Genomic DNA, 16290 nt, shown 5'->3' on the forward strand with positions numbered 1-16290 from the left:
CCGATTGATATGGACGAGATATGGATCTGCGGCACCTGCGGTACTTCGTGGCGGTGGCCGAGGAGCGCCACTTCGGCCGCGCCGCCGAGCGGCTGCACATGGCACAGCCGCCGCTGTCCCAGCAGATCCGCCAGCTGGAGACGGAACTCGGCGTCGAACTGCTGCACCGCACCACCCGCCGGGTCGACCTGACCGAGGCGGGCCGGGCCTACCTGGAGCGGGCGCGCGCGATCCTCGCCGACGTCGACGAGGCCGCCCACCACGCGCGGCTCGTCGCGGCCGGCTCGGTGGGCCGGCTCGCCATCGGGTGCGTCGGCTCGGTGACCTACAGCCTCCTGCCCGCGCTCTCGCGCCGGCTCACGGAGGAACTCCCGGGCGTCGACTTCTCCTTCCGCGGCGAGATGCTCGCACCCGACCAGGTCGAGGCGCTGCGCACCGGCGCCATCGACGTCGCCCTGCTGCGCCCGCCGGCGGCCGATCTCTCCCTCACCGTGCACACCTTGCGCCGCGACCGTCTCGTCGTCGCCGTACCGGTCGACCATCCCCTCTCGCGCCGGAAACGGCTGCGGGTCACGGACCTCGCCGGTACCGACCTGATCGTGCACTCCGCCGACCGCCGCTCGGTGATGTACGACGTGGTGCTGGGCCTGCTGCGCGAGGCCGGCATCGAGCCGCGCATCCGCCACGAGGTCGGCGAGACCTCGACCCTCGTCACGCTCGTGGCGGGCGGTCTCGGCCTCGCCGTCGTACCGGAGCCGGTCACCGCACTGGCGCTCGACGGCGTGTCCTACCTGCCACTGGCCGGGGCCGACGCACGGGTGGAGCTGGCGGTCGCCCACCGCGCCGACCGCGCCGAGCCGCATCTGGCACGCACGGTGGGGATCATCCGGACGACGATGAGAGAGGCCCGCTCGTCCGGGGCCGGGGGCGTCGTGTCGCCTACGCGACGGTCTTCGTGACGGCGTCCCGGGCCTGCCGCGCGATGCGGTCGTCGGTCACGTCGTCCGCCCCGCCCACGCCGATGGCGCCGATGACCTCCCCGTCGGCCGTGACGATCGGCACTCCGCCCGCGACCGGGAGCAGGTTCGAGTCGACCAGGTGCGGGGGAGCGACCTGCATCTGCGGGGAGGCGGCGAAGGCCGCGAACTTGGCGGTGGGGACCCCGCTCACGGCGGAGGTGTAGGCCTTGCGCCGCGCGGTCTCGACGCCGAGGAGGCCGACGCCGTCGTCGCTGAGGAGAACCTTGGTGACGCCGCTTCGGTTGACCACGACCGCGCACACCTGGTGGCCCTCGGCTCTTCCTGCTTCCAGGGCGGCGAGTGCGGCGCCGTGCGCGATCTCGTAGCTGAGGGGTTCTCGCATGGGGCGGTTCCTTCCCGTGGCGACGGCAGGGTCAGTCGGCCGTCCGCCGTTGACGTCCGCCCAGTATGTCGCCGCCGGCCCCTGAATGTGAAGAGACGCTCGCATTCGCATCCTGGAACCAGACTTACGTCCCTGGAGTGCCGAGCAGGTAGACGCGGGCGACGCTCACCAGCTCGTCGGTGAGCTGACGCCATGTCATCGGCCGGTCGGACTCGAAGAGATCGCCGTACAGCACGCGGTTCTGGCAGGTGCCGTAGATCAGGCGGTAGACGACGTCCAGCCGCACCTCCGGGTCCGGGGTGTCGATCAGCGGCAGGACCGGCTCCAGGAATCGCCGGAACTCGCGGCCCGCGTCGACGGCGGCCTCCGACCCGACCCGGGCCACCGCCGGGTCGGTCGCGCCCGCGGCCAGGAAGACGCGCATCAGCCGCTCGTGCGCCTGGTAGGTGTCGGTGAGTCCGGTGACCGCCGAGGCGATCAGCTCGGCCGGCTCCGTGCTCAGCGGGGCGAAGCGGCGGACGATGTCGGCGTTGAACTGCTCGATCATGTCGTGTTGCAGGGCCGCGAGCAGGCGGTCCTTGTCGCCGAACCGCCGGTAGACGCTGCCGACCGAGACGCCCGCCCGGGAGGCGACGGCCGCGACAGTGAGCGCCTCGGTGCCGCCCTCTTCGAGGAGGGCCGTGCCCGCCTCCAGGATCCGCATCTGGGTCAGTCGGCTGCGGGCCTGCTGTGCCGGCGGCAGGTCGAGTGACGGTTCGGTACTCACCGTCCCAGCCTATACACCGTCGGCATCCGGCCCGGTGGCGTTGCCGCCCGGCGACCGGTGAACAGGTCCCTTGACGCGGCCTGAACGTAATGCGAATGTGAATGCGCAATCCTATTCGAGGACCGTGCATGCCGGTGCCCTCGCAGGTGATCCCCCACCACCCCTGCCCGAGCCACCGGCTGTACGCCCGAGCCGCACGGGAGACAGCACGATGACCACCATTTCCGAAGCCGACACAGGTACGGCCTACGGTCGCCCCAAGCCCACGTACAACACCCGCCTGCGCCAGGTCGGCCCCGGTACGCCCATGGGCGAGGCACTGCGCCGTTACTGGCACCCGATCGCCAGCTCGGAGACGCTCCTGGCCGGCGCCCTGCCGCAGAAGACCCGCGTCCTGGGCGAGGACCTGGTCGTCTTCAGGGACGGACAGGGCAGGCCCGGTGTCGTGATCGAGCGCTGCGCCCACCGCGGCGCCAGCCTCTACTACGGCCGCGTCGAGGACGACGGCATCCGCTGCTGCTACCACGGCTGGAAGTTCGACGTCGAGGGCCGCTGCGTCGAGCAGGCCTGCGAACCGGGCCTCGGACGCCGACGCGACGCCGCCCGGCAGCCCTGGTACCCCGTCCAGGAACGCTACGGCCTGGTCTTCGTCTACATGGGCCCGCCCGAGCTGAAACCCGAACTCCCGCGCTACGACGCCCTGGAGAACCCCGCCGAGGACGAGAAGTACTTCGCCAGCTGGCCCGTCCCGCACGCCGCCGTCCTCGGCATGCCGGCGGACTTCAACTGGCTCAACATGTACGAGAACGGCGCCGACCCGGTACACGTCACCTGGCTGCACTCCACCCACAGCGGCTACCAGATGCTCGGCACCGGCACCTTCGGCTACCCCGAGAGCTTCTTCGATCCGAACACCATCGCCGACCGCGTGACGTACGAACGCACCGACCACGGCGTGAAGTACATCCAGCGGTTCGAGGTCGAGGGCGAGGACGGCGAGGTCACCGAGTACGGCTTCGCGGTCGAGCAGCACCTGCCCAACATCTTCGGCCTGCCGGACTACGTGAAGATGACCCCCGACAACCCGGACCAGTTGCTCTGGCTCGTTCCCTCCGACGACACCACCAACCGGCTCTTCTTCTCCATCCGCACCAACGACCCCGAACGCATGGTCCGCTTCGTCATCGGCATCACGCAGAACGGCAAGCAGAACCACGAACTGACCGACGAGGAACGCCATCAATTCCCCGGCGACGCGGAGGCCCAGGGCTCGCAGGGAGCGATCACCCTGGACTCGGAGGAGACCCTGGCCACCTCGGACCGCGGTGTCGTCATGCTGCGCCGCATGCTGCTGGCGATGGTCGACGACGTCGAGGCCGGACGCGACCCCATCAACATCGTCCGCGACGCCTCGCACATCCACCGCACCGAGTCCGGCCTCTTCACCCTCGGCAAGCGCCCGGCGGGCGACAGCGCCTCGGCCGCCGCCGGCATCTGAGCCCCGACCATGAGCAACGAGTGGCTCGACACCATCGTGGTCGCCCGGCGCGAGGCCACCGCCCGGATCGTGGTGCTCGACCTGGTCGGCCCCGACGGCACCGACCTTCCCGAGTTCGCCCCCGGCGCCCACGTCGACGTCCTGGTGGACGGTTCGGACGGGCTGGTCCGCCAGTACTCCCTGTGCGGGCCGCCGCACGAGCGCACCCGTTACCGGCTGGCGGTGCTGGCCGAGACCGCCTCACGCGGCGGATCGCTGGGCATGCACCGGCTGCGCGAGGGCGACCGGCTGCGGATCTCCGCTCCGCGCAACAGATTCGGCGTCTCCGACGCGGCACGCCGCCATCTGCTGCTGGCCGGCGGCATCGGCGTCACCCCACTGCTGGCCATGGCCCACGCGCTGGAGGCCGCCGACGCGGAGTACGAGTTGCACTACTGCGCCCGAAGCCGGGCGGAGGCGGCGTTCCTCGACGAGCTGGAGCACCACCCGCGCGTCCGGCTGCACTTCGACGACGGACCGCAGGAGCAGCGGTTCGCCGTCGCCACCGCCATCGGGCGGCCCGACCCCGACACGGCGCTCTACGTCTGCGGGCCCGGCGGCTTCATGGACTTCGTCATCTCCGCGGCCCTCGCCGGGGGCTGGCCCGCCGACGCGATCCACAAGGAACGCTTCGCGCCGACGGAGAGCGCCGAGGCGCACAAGGCCGGCGGGACCTTCACGGTCCGGCTCGCCAAGAGCGGCGGCGCGTACGAGGTCAAGGAGGGCGACAGCGTCCTCGACGTCCTGCTCGCCCACGGCGTCGACGCCCCCTACTCCTGCCAACAGGGCATCTGCGGCGAGTGCATCGTGCGCGTGCTCGCCGGAGAGCCCGACCACCGCGACGACATCCTGACCGACCGGGAACGCGCCGACGGCATGTTCACCACGTGCTCGTCGCGCGCCCTCTCACCGACTCTGGAGCTGGACCTGTGACCACCGCATCCCCCACACCCACCACCGTCCGGGCGATCGAGCAGGCGGAGGCCGCCTGGCTCGCGGCGCTCACCGAGGGCGAGGAGGCCATGACCGCCCTCATGTCGAAGGACGGCCGGGCGATCCACGGTCCGGTCGGGAAGATCGACGACCCCGAGACCTTCGCCCACTTCACCTGGACCCGCCGCCGGCACGTCTTCGCGAAGGCCGAGGAGCTCAGCATCACGGTGCGCGGCAACACCGCCATCACCACCTGCCTCCAGGAGATGCACATCGTCTTCGACGAGAACCTGCCGGCCTTCCCCGTTCAGGAAACGGTGACTCGGGTGTGGGAGGAGACCCCGGAGGGCTGGCGCCTGGCACATCTGCACCAGGCCAAGCGCATGCCGCCGGTCTGACGTGACGGAGAGCCGACCGCCCCGCCCGACCCCGCTGTTCGATGAACGGACAACGGGCTTCAGGGCGGACGGTCGGCCGCAGAGAGTTCGACATGAAGGTTCGCGCGGCGTCCGCCGCTGTTGTGGAGGTGAGGCAACACCATGTCAGCCACTGAGATAGAGGCACCCCCGTCCGGAGCGGTCCGGACCAGCGACCTCCTCATCGCGGGCGAGCAGGTCGCGGCCAAGGACGGCCGCTACTTCGAGACCGTCGAGGCCCTGACCGGCGAACCCGTCGCCCGGGTCGCGGCGGCCGGCGTCGACGACGTGAACCTCGCGGTGGACGCGGCGGCCGCCGCTCTGCCGGAGTGGTCGGGCCTGCCACCGGCCGCACGACGGGCGGTGCTGGAGCGGGCGGCCGCGCTGCTCGGCGAGCGCGCCGACGACATCGTCGCCACGATGAGCCGTGAGATGGGCGCCACCCTCCCGTGGTGCGGCTTCAACGTGCACGTCGCCAAGGGCATGCTCGTCGAGGCCGCAGCCCAGGCCTACGCTGCCGTCGGCGAGGTCATCCCGTCCGACGTGCCCGGCCTCACCGCCCTCGCCGTGCGCCAGCCGGTCGGCGTGGTCGTCGGCATCGCGCCCTGGAACGCGCCGCTGATCCTCGGCGTGCGCGCCGTCGTGTGGCCGCTGGTGTGGGGCAACACCGTGGTCCTGAAGTCCTCCGAGCAGACGCCGCTCACCCAGGCCGCCATCGTCCAGGTGCTGCACGACGCCGGTGTACCCGCCGGAGCGGTCAACCTCATCAGCAACGCGCCCGAGGACGGCCCGGCCGTCGTCGAGGCCCTCATCGCCCACCCCGCCGTGACCCGCGTCAACTTCACCGGCTCCAGCCGGGTCGGCCGCATCATCGGCGAACTCGGCGGCCGCCACCTGACCCGGGTCGTCCTCGAACTGGGCGGCAAGGCACCCTTCCTGGTGCTTCCCGACGCGGACCTGGAGGAGGCCGCCGCGGCGGCGAGCTTCGGTGCCTTCATGAATCAGGGCGAGATCTGTATGTCCACCGAGCGCGTCATCGTGAACAGGGCTGTCGCCGACGAGCTCTCCTCCCGCCTCGCCGAGCGGGCCGCCAAGCTGGTCGTCGGACCCCCGAGCGACCCCGCCTCACAGATCGGCCCGCTGGTCCACGCCGCCGCCCGCGACCACGTGGTCGAGCTGATCGAGGACGCCCGCGCCAAGGGCGCCCAGGTCCTCACCGGCGGCACGGCCGACGGCCTGTTCGTGAAGCCCACCGTGCTGCGCGGGGTCACGCCGGACATGCGCGTCTACCAGGAGGAGACCTTCGGACCTGTGGTCTCGATCATCGAGGTCGACTCGACAGACGAGGCCGTCGCCGTCGCCAATGACACCGAGTACGGGCTCTCGGCGGCGGTCTTCGGCAAGGATGCGGCAGCCGCACTGGACGTGGCCCGCCGGATCAAGTCGGGCATCTGCCACGTCAACGGCGCCACCGTCCACGACGAACCCCAGATGCCCTTCGGCGGCGTCGGCGCCAGTGGCTGGGGCCGCTTCGGCTCCCGCGCGGCGCTGGAGGAGTTCACCGAACTGCGCTGGATCACCCTCCAGTCCGGATCCCGTCACTACCCCATCTGATGAAGCCACGAGGCCAAAGGGCGCACGCTCCACGGCGTGCGCCGCGCTCCGGGGCCTCGCTCCCCTGGGTGTGGTCTCTCGCCGCGGCGTTCTGCCCGGGGACGGCAGCGGCATGGCTCGTGGATACCCGCGAGACGGAAGCCGCACAGCAACTCACCCGAGAGCTGGAGGAGTTCCTCCGGTCCGTCTGACGAGACCCCTCCACCAGGGGTCTCCCCTCCAAGGAGTCACCTATGCCGCAGGCGGACACCGACCGCCACGAGATCCGGCAGCTCGTCGAGAACTGGGCACTGTGGCGCGACGCCGGGGACTGGACCCGCTTCGCCACGGTGTGGCACCCGCGGGACGGCTGGATGAACGCCACCTGGTTCCAGGGCAGCGCACCCGACTTCATCAAGGCCAGCCGCGAGGGCTTCGAGAACGGCGTCAGCATCCTCCACTTCCTGGGCGGCCACACCGCGGACATCTCCGGTGACCGGGCCGTCGCCCAGACGAAGATGACCATCAGTCAGCGCGCCGACGTCGACGGCGTCGAGGTCGACGTCGTCTGCACCGGCCGCTTCTACGACTTCCTCGCCCGCCACGAGGGGCGCTGGACCCTCGTCCGCAGACAGCCGATCTACGAGAAGGACCGGCTCGACACCGTCGACCCGGCCGCCCGGCTGACGCTGGATCCCGGCCTCCTGAACCGCTTCCCGGCCGGCTACCGGCACCTGGCCTACGTACAGACCAAGGCCGGTTTCACCGTGAAGGACGGCCTGCCCGGTCTCACCGGCGCGGCGGTCGAACTGCTCTACTCGGAAGGCGAGCGATGGCTGACGGAAGCCTGATGAGCTTCACCCACCAGACCCTTCCCCAGCGGGTGGTGTTCGCGGCCGGCGAGTCACCCGCCGCGGTGGCGGCGGAGGTCGAGGCACTCGGCGGGTCCAAGGCCATGCTGATCGCCTCGGACCGCGAGAAGGAACTGGCCGACCCGATCGCCAAGGAGATCCCGGTCGTACTGCGTCACGAAGAGGTCGTGATGCACGTACCGGTCGAAGTCGCCGGGCGAGCCCTTCGCGCGGCCTCCGACGCGGGCGCGGACATTCTGGTCAGCGTCGGCGGCGGCTCGACCACGGGCCTGGCCAAGGCGGTGGCGCTGACCACCGGACTGCCGATCGTCGCGGTACCCACCACCTACGCCGGCTCCGAGGCGACCAACGTCTGGGGCCTGACCGAGGGGGAGACCAAGACCACCGGCGTGGACGACCGGGTGCTGCCCGCGTCGGTCGTGTACGACGCCGCCCTCCTGACCACCCTGCCCGGCGAGTTGACCGTCGCCAGCGGTCTGAACGCGCTGGCGCACTGCGTGGACTCGATGTGGGGCCCGCGCGCCGACCCGATCGACCGGGCACTGGCACAGGAAGGCATCCGCGCGCTGGCGACCGGTCTGCCGGCGGTGGCCGGAGACCCGTCCGGGCTCACCGGTATCGAGCAGACGCTGTACGGCGCCTACCTCGCCGCGGTCGCCTTCGCCTCGGCCGGATCCGGGATGCACCACAAGATCTGCCATGTCCTCGGCGGCATGTTCAACCTCCCGCACGCCCAGACCCACGCGGTGGTCCTGCCCTACGTGCTGGCCTTCAACGCCCCGCACGCGCCCGAGGCCGAGGCCCGCGTCGCCCGGGCCTTCGGGACCGACACGGCGAACGCCGGTCTGGCCGCCCTGCGCCGGACGCTGGACGCGCCGCGCGCGCTGCGCGACCTCGGCATGCCCGAGGCCGGCATCGCCAAGGCACTGGAGCCGATCACCAAGGCGATCCCCGCCGACAACCCCACCCCCGTCACCGACGAGAACCTGACCGCGCTGCTGAAGGCGGCGTGGGCCGGTACCCCGATCGACTGAAAGAGGCCGTCATGGCTACCTACGTCAACCCCGGCTCGGTCGAGGCCGGTGCCGACGTCGTCGTCCACCGAGAGGTGTCAGCGGAGCAACGGGCGGTCGAGCAGCGGCTCGTGGACGACGTCGTGGCCTCCTTCGGCGCGTGCGGCGACCCGCGGCTGAAGGAGCTCATGGTCTCGCTGGTCAGGCACCTGCACTCCTTCGTCCGCGAGGTCCGGCTCACCGAGGAGGAGTGGGGCGCGGCCATCGAATTCCTCACCAGGGCCGGCCACATCACCGACGACGTCCGGCAGGAGTTCATCCTGCTGTCCGACACTCTCGGCGCGAGCATGCAGACGATCAACGTCAACAACCAGGCCTACCAGGGCGCCACCGAGGCCACCGTCTTCGGGCCCTTCTTCGTCGAGGACGCCCCCCGCATCGAACTCGGCGAGGACCTGGCCTTCGGCGCCCCCGGCGAACCCTGCTGGGTCGAGGGCACCGTCACCGCGACCGACGGCACCCCGCTCGCCGGCGCGCGGATCGAGGTCTGGGAGGCCGACGAGGACGGGCTCTACGACGTGCAGTACGACGCCGGCAAACGCGCCGGGCGGGCCCACCTGTTCACCGACGCCGACGGCGGCTACCGCTTCTGGGGGCTCACCCCGACGCCGTACCCCATCCCGAACGACGGGCCCGTCGGCCAGATGCTCGACGCGGTCGGCCGCTCGCCGCTGCGCGCCGCCCACCTGCACTTCATGGTGTCCCACGAAGGGGCGCGCACGCTGGTGACGCACATCTTCCCCGAGGGCGATCCCATCGGCCGCAAGGACACCGTCTTCGGGGTGAAGGACTCGCTGATCAAGCGATTCGAGAGGCAGCCCGCGGGTACGCCCACACCCGACGGCCGTGTCGTGGACGGCACGTGGAGCCGGGTGCGCTTCGACATCGTCCTGGCTCCTGCGGGGGTTTGACCTCGACACACGACTGAGGGGCGGTCCCACGGGACCGCCCCTCAGTCACGCCCGCCGCCTGGTCAGTTCGGCAGCAGCTCCGCGAAGTCACGCACCGGTCGCGAACCGTCCCAGCCGACCGAGGCCCGCCAGGCAGCCGTGAAGATCTCGCGTGTGATCGGGCTGTCCTGGACCAGCTCGATCATTCCCGGGGCGTCCGCGCCGCCGTCCAGGAAGTAGACGTCACCGCCCGGAGGCAGGTCATGGAAGAGGACCGTCGCTCCCAGCGCCGTACGACGCGCGACCTCCACTTTGACGTCCGGGACGATCCTGGCGACGTGGTGGAAGCCGTGGCCGTGGTGTTCGCGGGCCTCCTTGTAGATGGAGGGTTCGTCGTCGAGGGTCTGGACGAGCTCGACCATGAAGTGGCCGGAGAAGGCGAGGGCGAGGGTGAACTCGGCCTTCCCCGGCGCACCGCGGTAGGTGGAGCCCTCCCCGCCGATCCTGGCGTTCACGAACCAGGGTCCGACGCCGAGTTCGTCCGTCCACCAGCGCATCCCGGCGGTGAGGTCGGGGACCGTGTAGGCGACCTGGACGACGGCGTGGGTCGGCTGACCGAAGGGGAACTCCACAGTGACCTGCCTCTCGCTATGCCTAGGGACGGAGGAAGCCGGTGAGGCCGCCGTCCACGAGGAGTGCCGTACCGGTGATGTAGCTGGCCTCGGACGAGGCCAGGAAGAGGACGGCCTCGGCGAGTTCCTCCGGTTCGCCCTCACGCAGTAACGGGGTGCTGAGCCTGAGCCGCTCGCGGAAGGCGTCCGCTCCGCCGGGCGGCAGGCCCGTCGTACGGGCGGCGATGTCGGTGTTCATACCGGCCGGAATGACGATGTTGACCCGGATGCCCTCCTCGACGACCTCAGCGGCGAGGACGCGGGTCAGGTGCTCCAGCGCGGCCTTGCTGGTCCCGTACGCGGCGGTTCCCGCGCTGGCCCGGCGGCCGGCCGCCGAGCCGCAGAAGACGACCGCGCCGCCGGGGATGAGCAGAGGCTTGAGGCCCTGCATGAAGAAGAACGGGCCTTTGACGTTGGTGTTGAACACCGTGTCCCAGGTGGCCTCGTCCAGATCGTCGAGGCGCTTGATGCCCGCCTGTCCGGCGTTGATGTAGGCGGCGTCGACCCGGTCGACGTGCGCGGCGACCTCGGTGAGCGCGGCCTTGATGCCGGCCACGGAGGAGAGGTCCGCGGAGACGGCGACCGTGCCGTCGCCGATCAGCTCGCTCGCGGTCTTCAACTGGTCGGGGTCGCGCGCGATGATGACCACGCGCGCGCCTTCGCGCGCGAACGCCCGTGCGGCAGCCAGGCCCAGTCCCCGACTGCCGCCGGTGACGAGGCAGGTCTTGCCGAGGAAGCGCTGCCGCCGGTCCTCGACGGGCGGCAGGTCGCGGCTCACGCGTCCACCTCGATGCCCCCGAACGGAGCCCCGCCGTTGAGGACGCGCTCCTCCGGAGGGATGGGGGCGAGGCTCACGCGTACGTCGATGCAGGTCGGCCGGCGGGCCGCGAGGGCGGCCTCGATCGCCGGGCGCAGCTGGTCCAGTTCCGTCACGTCGACGCCGTCCGCGCCGAGCGCGCGGGCCACCGCGCTGTAGGAGCCGTTCTCCAGGCGGTTGTTGGTGACGCGGTCCTCGCCGAAGATGAACTGCTGGGTGTGCAAAGTGGCGCCCCAGGCCCGGTTGTTGAGGACGATCACGACGACCGGGAGCCCGGCCCGGACCAGGGTGTCGAACTCGGCGAGGCTGTAGCCGACCGCGCCGTCGCCGGTGACGAGGATCGTCGCCTTGTCGGCGGCCGCGTACTGCGCGCCCAGCGCCACACCGAAGTTGCTGCCCATCGCACTGAGATAGCCGTGCCCGAGGTAGTGGGCCAGCGGCGCGAGCGCGATCGTCTCGGAGAGCCACAGCTCGGTCAGGGCGCCGTCGACCACGACGGTCGCCTCGTCGGGGACGCTCTCGGCGATCGTGCGGACCGCGAGGTAGGGGTGGATCGCGCCCTCGTGGTCGTCGGTCTCGGCGGCGAGCGCGGAGCGGCGGGTGGCCGAGATGTCCCGCAGGGTCTTCAGCCACGCGTCGCGGCCCGACGGGACAGGCGTGTCGCCCAGCCGCTCGTTCAGCAGACCGACCGTGCCGACCGGGTCGGCCTGGACGCCGAGTTCGACGTCCTGCAACCGGCCGAGCTCGCGCCCGTCGGGGTCGATCTGGAAGAGCCGGGCGCCCTTGGGGAGCAGTCGGCCGGTGCCGAACTGGGTGGTCATGCCGAACCGCAGCCCGAGCATCAGGACCAGGTCGGGGCGCTCGTCCGCAGGGACGGTGGCGAGGGTCTGGACGAGACCGACCTGCTGGTCGGAGCCGGCGATCGCGCCGAGACCCTCCCAGTCGGAGAACAGGGGCACCCCGGTACCGGCGGCGAACGCGTGCAACTGCGCGCGGGCTTCGTCGGTCACGAAGGACTTGCCCACCAGCGCGACCGGGCGCCGGGCGGTGCTCAGCGCCTGGAGGACACGGTCGACGGCACCGGCGGGGGAGACGCCGGTGCCGTCGACCTGGACGCGGTAGTCGTCGACCTCGTCGACGTCCACCGACTGGCGCAGGACGTCCCAGGGGATGTCGAGGAGCACCGGGCCCCTGGGCTCTGACAGCGCGGTACGGACCGCCTGGGCGACCAGGCGGGGGATCAGCTCGGTGCGGGTGACGCGGTGCGCGAACTTGGTCACCGGGGTGGCCATGGCGACCTGGTCGAAACCGGCCTGCTGGTCGTTGACCTGGTCCGTCTCCAGCGGACCGGAGCCGGCGATGTACAGCACGGGGGTGCGGTCCAGATGGGCGTTGGCGATCGAGGTCAGGACGTTGGTGAAGCCGCCGCCGGCCGTGACGACGGCGACCCCCAGATCCCCGGTGACGCGCGCGTATCCCTCGGCGGCATGCCCGGCGTTCACCTCGTGGCGCACGTCGACGACGCGGAGTTTGGCGTCCAGGGAGTCCTGGAGGATGCCGTCGATGTGCGCTCCGGGCAGCCCGAAGGCCACGGTGACTCCGGCTCGCTGAAGGGTCCGAACGACGAGTGCGCTACCGGTTGCGGTTGCCATTCGATGGTCCGCCTCTCTGGGCGATTCAAGATTTCGACAAATGTGGGGGAGGGGCCACGTGCCCGGCCCCGTACCGGAGTCTCCGACCCCTCCTGGCCTGGGACAATGGCAGTGTTCGTTGGACGGTCAACACCTTGATCGACAGCGGCGGATCGCGACCGCCGGGCCGGGCGGTTCGCGGAAGCGATCTCAGCTCTACGGCATCCTGAGCACGGCTTTGATCACGTGGCCCTCGGCGGTCCGCGTCCACGCCGTGGCGAAGTCGTCGAAGGGGAACCGGCCCGCCCTCCAGTACTCGACCAGCTGGGGGATCAGGACGTGGGGGTTGGCCGAGCCGCCGATGATCCCCTGCAGCTTGCGACCGCCGGCCGGCAGGAAACCGGTGGACGGCGCGTTCGCGGTGACGTACGCGAAGTCGAAGCCGTCGGGCTCGATCCGCAGCAACTCCTTGTCGGCGCCGGTGTCGCCCGGTACGGCGTCGGTCGCGCCCAGCTCCACGGCGAGTTCGAGCCGAGGCCGGTTGACGTCCACGGCGACTACACGCCGGGCGCCCGCGAGGCGGGCCGCCATCACGGCCGCGAGGCCCACGCCCGCGGTGCCGAACACCGCGATCGACTGCCCGGGCCGGAGCCGGAACGCCTCCAGGACCGACCCGGCGCCCGTGATGACGCCGCAGCCGAGCGGTCCCGTCAGGTGCAGGGGCACGTCCTTGGGGAGCAGGACCGCGCTGCGGGCCGGTGCCAGCGCGTACGTCGCGAAGGACGACTGTCCGAAGAACATCGCCGCGACCCGCTCCCCGGACCGGGTGACCGGGGAGCTGCCGTCGAGCCGGGCTCCGCCGAAGGCTACGCGCATCGCCTGCCGGCAGTCGGTGGGCCGTGCGTCGAGACAACGCGGGCACGTACCGCAGGAGTTGCCCGAGAGCACCACGTGGTCGCCGGGCGCGAGACGTGTCACGCCGGCGCCGACCGCCGCCACGATTCCCGCGCCCTCGTGTCCGAGCACGATCGGGCGGGGCACGGGCAGGCCGCGGCCCTCGTGCGCGTTGATGTCGGTGTGGCAGATGCCGGTGGCCACGACGCGCACGAGGATCTCGTCCGGCCTCGGATCTTCCAGATCGACCTCTTCGAGCCCGGGGACGGTCGCGGCCTCGCGGGACACTGCGGCGGTGATCTTCATGAGAGGGCGACCTCAGGGTCGTAGGCGTAGATCCAGCCGTTCGTCCGCAGCGGGTCGGACTGTGCGTACGACCGGTCGCGCTCCTGCTGCTCGGGGCCGTCCGGGAGGTGGTTGATGTGCGACCTGCCGTGCGACACCTCCTGGAGGCGTGCCGTGCGGGGGCGGCGCAGTTCCTCGTAGCGGCCCAGCGCCCGGACCGGGGCGTCGGGGTCCGCGGCGAGGCAGAGGGCGAGGGCCGCCGCGTCCTCGATCGCCTGGGCGGCGCCCTGGGCGAAGAACGGGAACATCGGGTGGGCCGCGTCGCCGAGGAGGGTCGCGTTGCCTCGGTTCCAGTGGTGGAGGGGCTCGCGGTCGAGCAGGGCCCAGCGTCCCGGGGTCTCGGCGGCCCTGATCAGCTCCACCAGGCGCGCATCCCAGCCTGCGAACTCGTCGAGGAGTTCCCTGACCGTCGCGGTGGCCGTCCATGACTCGACGCTGTCGGTCCCGGCCGGGGCGAAGGCGACGAGGTTGACGTACTCCTCGCCGGAGACCGGATAGTGCACGAGGTGGTGGTCGGGGCCGATCCAGAGGGTCTGGGCGCGCCGCCGGGCGAACTCGGGTGCCTTGTCGGCCGGTACGAGAGCCCGGAAGGCGCAGATGCCGGACTCCCGGGCGTGTGTGGGGCCGACGACGGCGCCGCGCACGCGGGAGTGGATGCCGTCGGCGCCGATGAGGATGTCCGGTCGCACCGTCTCGCCGTCCTCGAAGCGGAGCACCGCCCGGTCGTCCTCGAACTCGACCGCGACGCAGCGCTTGCCCAGGTGGATCGAACGCTCGGGGACGGCCGATCGCAGGGCGCCCAGGAGGTCGGCGCGGTGGGCGGCGTAGGTGTGCTCGCCGTACAGGCTGATGCAGCCCTCCTCCAGGTTCTCCGCGGAGAGCACGGCGCCGTTCTCCCAGCGCCGGAACTCCCAGCCGATCTCCATGCGCACGGCCCGCTCGACGAACCGGTCCAGTACGCCGAGGCGGCGGAGCAGGCGGGCGGCGTTGGGGGCGATCACCAGGCCTGCGCCCACCTCGGTGAGGGCGGCGGCCTGTTCGTAGACCTCGCTCTCGAAGCCCTGGTCATGCAGGAACGCGGCGGCGGCGAGACCCCCGATACCGCCACCGAGGATCGCGATCTTGGGGCCGTGTGCTGTGCTCATGGTCTTTCACTCCCGTTGGCCTTGAGGGCTGGCTGCACGCAAGCGTCCGCCGTGATGTGCGTTGATAGAACAGATCTATCCATCCAACGAACATCGTGGGTAGGGTGAGTGGGGTCACGAGCCGCAGAGGAGAGGCCCATGCCTCGCGCCAACGAACCCGGACGGTCAGTCAGCTCCCGGCTGTGGGACCTGCTGTTCGCCTTCGACCCCAACAACACCGAACTGAGCCTCGCCGACCTGGTCCGGCGTACCGGCATGCCGCACGCCACCGCCAGGCGCCTCACCCTCGAACTCGTCGAGGTCGGCGCGCTGGAGCGCACCACCGACAACCGGTTCGCCATCGGCCTGCCACTGTGGCGCCTGGGGACCCTCGCGCCGCGCGCCGAGACACTCCGCAGCGCCGCGCAGCCGTTCGTCGAGGACCTGTACACGGCGCTGCGCCAGCATGTGCAGCTGGCCGTCCTCCAGGGCGACCAGGCCGTGATCATCGAACGGCTGTCGGCAGTCAACGCCGTCGGCCTGACCTCGCAGGTCGGCGGCCTGCTGCCGCTGCACTGCTCGGGTGTCGGCAAGGTGCTGCTGAGCCACAGCAGCCCGGCCTTCATCGACGAGGTGCTGGCGGGAAGACTCCAGCGCTTCACGCCCAGGACGATCGTGGACCCCGCCGAACTCCGCCGCGAACTGGCGTCCTGCCGGGCGACCGGCACCGTCGTCGTCAAGGAGGAGCTCAGCGAGGGGGCCGAGTCGGTCGCGACCCGGATCATCGACGGCACCGGCAAGGTCGTCGCGGCGCTGTCGGTGGTGGTGGCCGCCGGGTCCATCAAACTCCAGGCGGCGGTTCCCTCGCTGGTCGCGAGCGGACTGGGACTGTCCAGGAGCCTGGGATGGCGGCCGGGCATTCCCCTCCGCACCTCGTGACCGCCCGCGAAGCGGGGGAACCGGCGCGTCATACGGACGGCTGGCGCCGGGAGAGCTGCATATGGCCCAGGCGCCAGCCCTCGTCGGTCGCGAACCACACCCGGGTGGCCACGGCCTGCACGAGGAACGGCGGCAGATCCGGTACGCGCCTGATGCTCATCTTCTGATGGCACGTCACGACGGCCCGTCCCTCCCGCTCTTGACACGTCACGTTGCTGGTCTCGGCCTTGAGGGTGGCTCCCATGGACGCGTTGTAGTCGAGGAAGCGTTCACGGTCGTGCACGTTGCCGACCGGGCCGTGGACGATCACGCAGTCGGCCAGCATGAGCGCACGCTGCTCCTCGTCGCCCTGCGTGAGCGCGATCAGCCACGCCGCCTCGGCCTCGGCGACCGTGGCGGTGCCGGCTTCCGGATGTGCGATGGTCAT

General features: G+C 71.3%; 17 protein-coding genes. 9 read left to right on the plus strand and 8 right to left on the minus strand.

What is annotated here, in order from left to right:
* The first annotated feature begins 20 nt into the window (after positions 1-20).
* The gene (locus tag ABZ928_RS38435) at positions 21-959 is read left to right on the plus strand and encodes a LysR substrate-binding domain-containing protein (protein WP_361529257.1); all 939 of its coding nucleotides are present in this window, start codon (positions 21-23) and stop codon (positions 957-959) included.
* On the opposite strand, the gene ABZ928_RS38440 is transcribed toward ABZ928_RS38435, so the two are convergent.
* Together ABZ928_RS38440 and ABZ928_RS38445 are read right to left on the minus strand one after the other, a co-directional pair.
* Positions 940-1362 (minus strand): heme-binding protein, encoded by a 423-nt coding sequence (locus tag ABZ928_RS38440; protein WP_361529260.1) that lies wholly within the window; start codon positions 1360-1362, stop codon positions 940-942. The two genes, ABZ928_RS38435 and ABZ928_RS38440, sit on opposite strands and share 20 nt — an antisense overlap.
* Before the next feature lie 124 nt (positions 1363-1486).
* Positions 1487-2128 carry a TetR/AcrR family transcriptional regulator gene (locus ABZ928_RS38445; protein ID WP_361529263.1) on the minus strand — a complete coding sequence of 214 codons (642 nt, stop codon included), beginning with the start codon at positions 2126-2128 and terminating at the stop codon, positions 1487-1489.
* A gap of 211 nt (positions 2129-2339) precedes the next feature.
* Here ABZ928_RS38445 and ABZ928_RS38450 point away from each other — a divergent pair, with 211 nt between their 5' ends.
* From ABZ928_RS38450 to ABZ928_RS38480, 7 genes are all read left to right on the plus strand, one after another.
* The gene (locus ABZ928_RS38450; protein ID WP_361529266.1) at positions 2340-3626 is read left to right on the plus strand and encodes a Rieske 2Fe-2S domain-containing protein; all 1287 of its coding nucleotides are present in this window, start codon (positions 2340-2342) and stop codon (positions 3624-3626) included.
* A 9-nt stretch (positions 3627-3635) separates the two neighbouring features.
* Positions 3636-4598 carry a PDR/VanB family oxidoreductase gene (locus tag ABZ928_RS38455; RefSeq protein WP_361529269.1) on the plus strand — a complete coding sequence of 321 codons (963 nt, stop codon included), beginning with the start codon at positions 3636-3638 and terminating at the stop codon, positions 4596-4598.
* On the plus strand, positions 4595-4996 hold the full coding sequence (locus tag ABZ928_RS38460; RefSeq protein ID WP_361529272.1) for a nuclear transport factor 2 family protein: 402 nt from the start codon (positions 4595-4597) through the stop codon (positions 4994-4996). The genes ABZ928_RS38455 and ABZ928_RS38460 overlap by 4 nt, the downstream gene beginning before the upstream one ends.
* A gap of 141 nt (positions 4997-5137) precedes the next feature.
* On the plus strand, positions 5138-6628 hold the full coding sequence (locus ABZ928_RS38465) for an aldehyde dehydrogenase (RefSeq protein WP_361529275.1): 1491 nt from the start codon (positions 5138-5140) through the stop codon (positions 6626-6628).
* Positions 6629-6861: 233 nt separating this feature from the next.
* On the plus strand, positions 6862-7458 hold the full coding sequence (locus ABZ928_RS38470; RefSeq protein WP_361529278.1) for a nuclear transport factor 2 family protein: 597 nt from the start codon (positions 6862-6864) through the stop codon (positions 7456-7458).
* Entirely contained in the window at positions 7458-8513 is a 1056-nt protein-coding gene (locus tag ABZ928_RS38475) for a maleylacetate reductase (protein ID WP_361529867.1), read from the plus strand. The genes ABZ928_RS38470 and ABZ928_RS38475 overlap by 1 nt, the downstream gene beginning before the upstream one ends.
* An 11-nt stretch (positions 8514-8524) precedes the next feature.
* Positions 8525-9463, plus strand: a complete 939-nt coding sequence (locus ABZ928_RS38480; protein WP_361529281.1) for an intradiol ring-cleavage dioxygenase — start codon at positions 8525-8527, stop codon at positions 9461-9463.
* Between the two features lie 62 nt (positions 9464-9525).
* On the opposite strand, the gene ABZ928_RS38485 is transcribed toward ABZ928_RS38480, so the two are convergent.
* The 5 genes from ABZ928_RS38485 to ABZ928_RS38505 form a co-directional block, all read right to left on the minus strand.
* Entirely contained in the window at positions 9526-10074 is a 549-nt protein-coding gene (locus tag ABZ928_RS38485) for a VOC family protein (protein ID WP_361529284.1), read from the minus strand.
* Between the two features lie 22 nt (positions 10075-10096).
* Positions 10097-10891: an SDR family oxidoreductase gene (locus ABZ928_RS38490; protein ID WP_361529287.1), complete on the minus strand. Its 795-nt coding sequence runs from the start codon at positions 10889-10891 to the stop codon at positions 10097-10099.
* Positions 10888-12582, minus strand: coding sequence for a thiamine pyrophosphate-binding protein (locus ABZ928_RS38495; protein WP_361529290.1), 1695 nt, complete (start codon positions 12580-12582; stop codon positions 10888-10890). The genes ABZ928_RS38490 and ABZ928_RS38495 overlap by 4 nt, the downstream gene beginning before the upstream one ends.
* A 195-nt stretch (positions 12583-12777) precedes the next feature.
* Complete coding sequence (locus ABZ928_RS38500) at positions 12778-13761, minus strand: NAD(P)-dependent alcohol dehydrogenase (protein WP_361529293.1); 984 nt, start codon at positions 13759-13761, stop codon at positions 12778-12780.
* Positions 13758-14945 carry an FAD-dependent monooxygenase gene (locus ABZ928_RS38505; protein WP_361529296.1) on the minus strand — a complete coding sequence of 396 codons (1188 nt, stop codon included), beginning with the start codon at positions 14943-14945 and terminating at the stop codon, positions 13758-13760. The genes ABZ928_RS38500 and ABZ928_RS38505 overlap by 4 nt, the downstream gene beginning before the upstream one ends.
* A 138-nt stretch (positions 14946-15083) precedes the next feature.
* On the opposite strand from ABZ928_RS38505, the gene ABZ928_RS38510 reads away from it, so the two are divergent.
* Positions 15084-15863: an IclR family transcriptional regulator gene (locus tag ABZ928_RS38510; RefSeq protein ID WP_361529299.1), complete on the plus strand. Its 780-nt coding sequence runs from the start codon at positions 15084-15086 to the stop codon at positions 15861-15863.
* Between the two features lie 28 nt (positions 15864-15891).
* Here the strand turns inward: ABZ928_RS38510 and ABZ928_RS38515 are convergent, their stop codons facing one another.
* A complete protein-coding gene (locus tag ABZ928_RS38515) occupies positions 15892-16290 on the minus strand; it encodes a nuclear transport factor 2 family protein (protein ID WP_361529302.1) in 399 nt (132 codons plus the stop codon).

Origin of the sequence: Streptomyces sp. NPDC046909, assembly GCF_040644695.1 — a bacterium.
Lineage (GTDB): Bacteria > Actinomycetota > Actinomycetes > Streptomycetales > Streptomycetaceae > Streptomyces.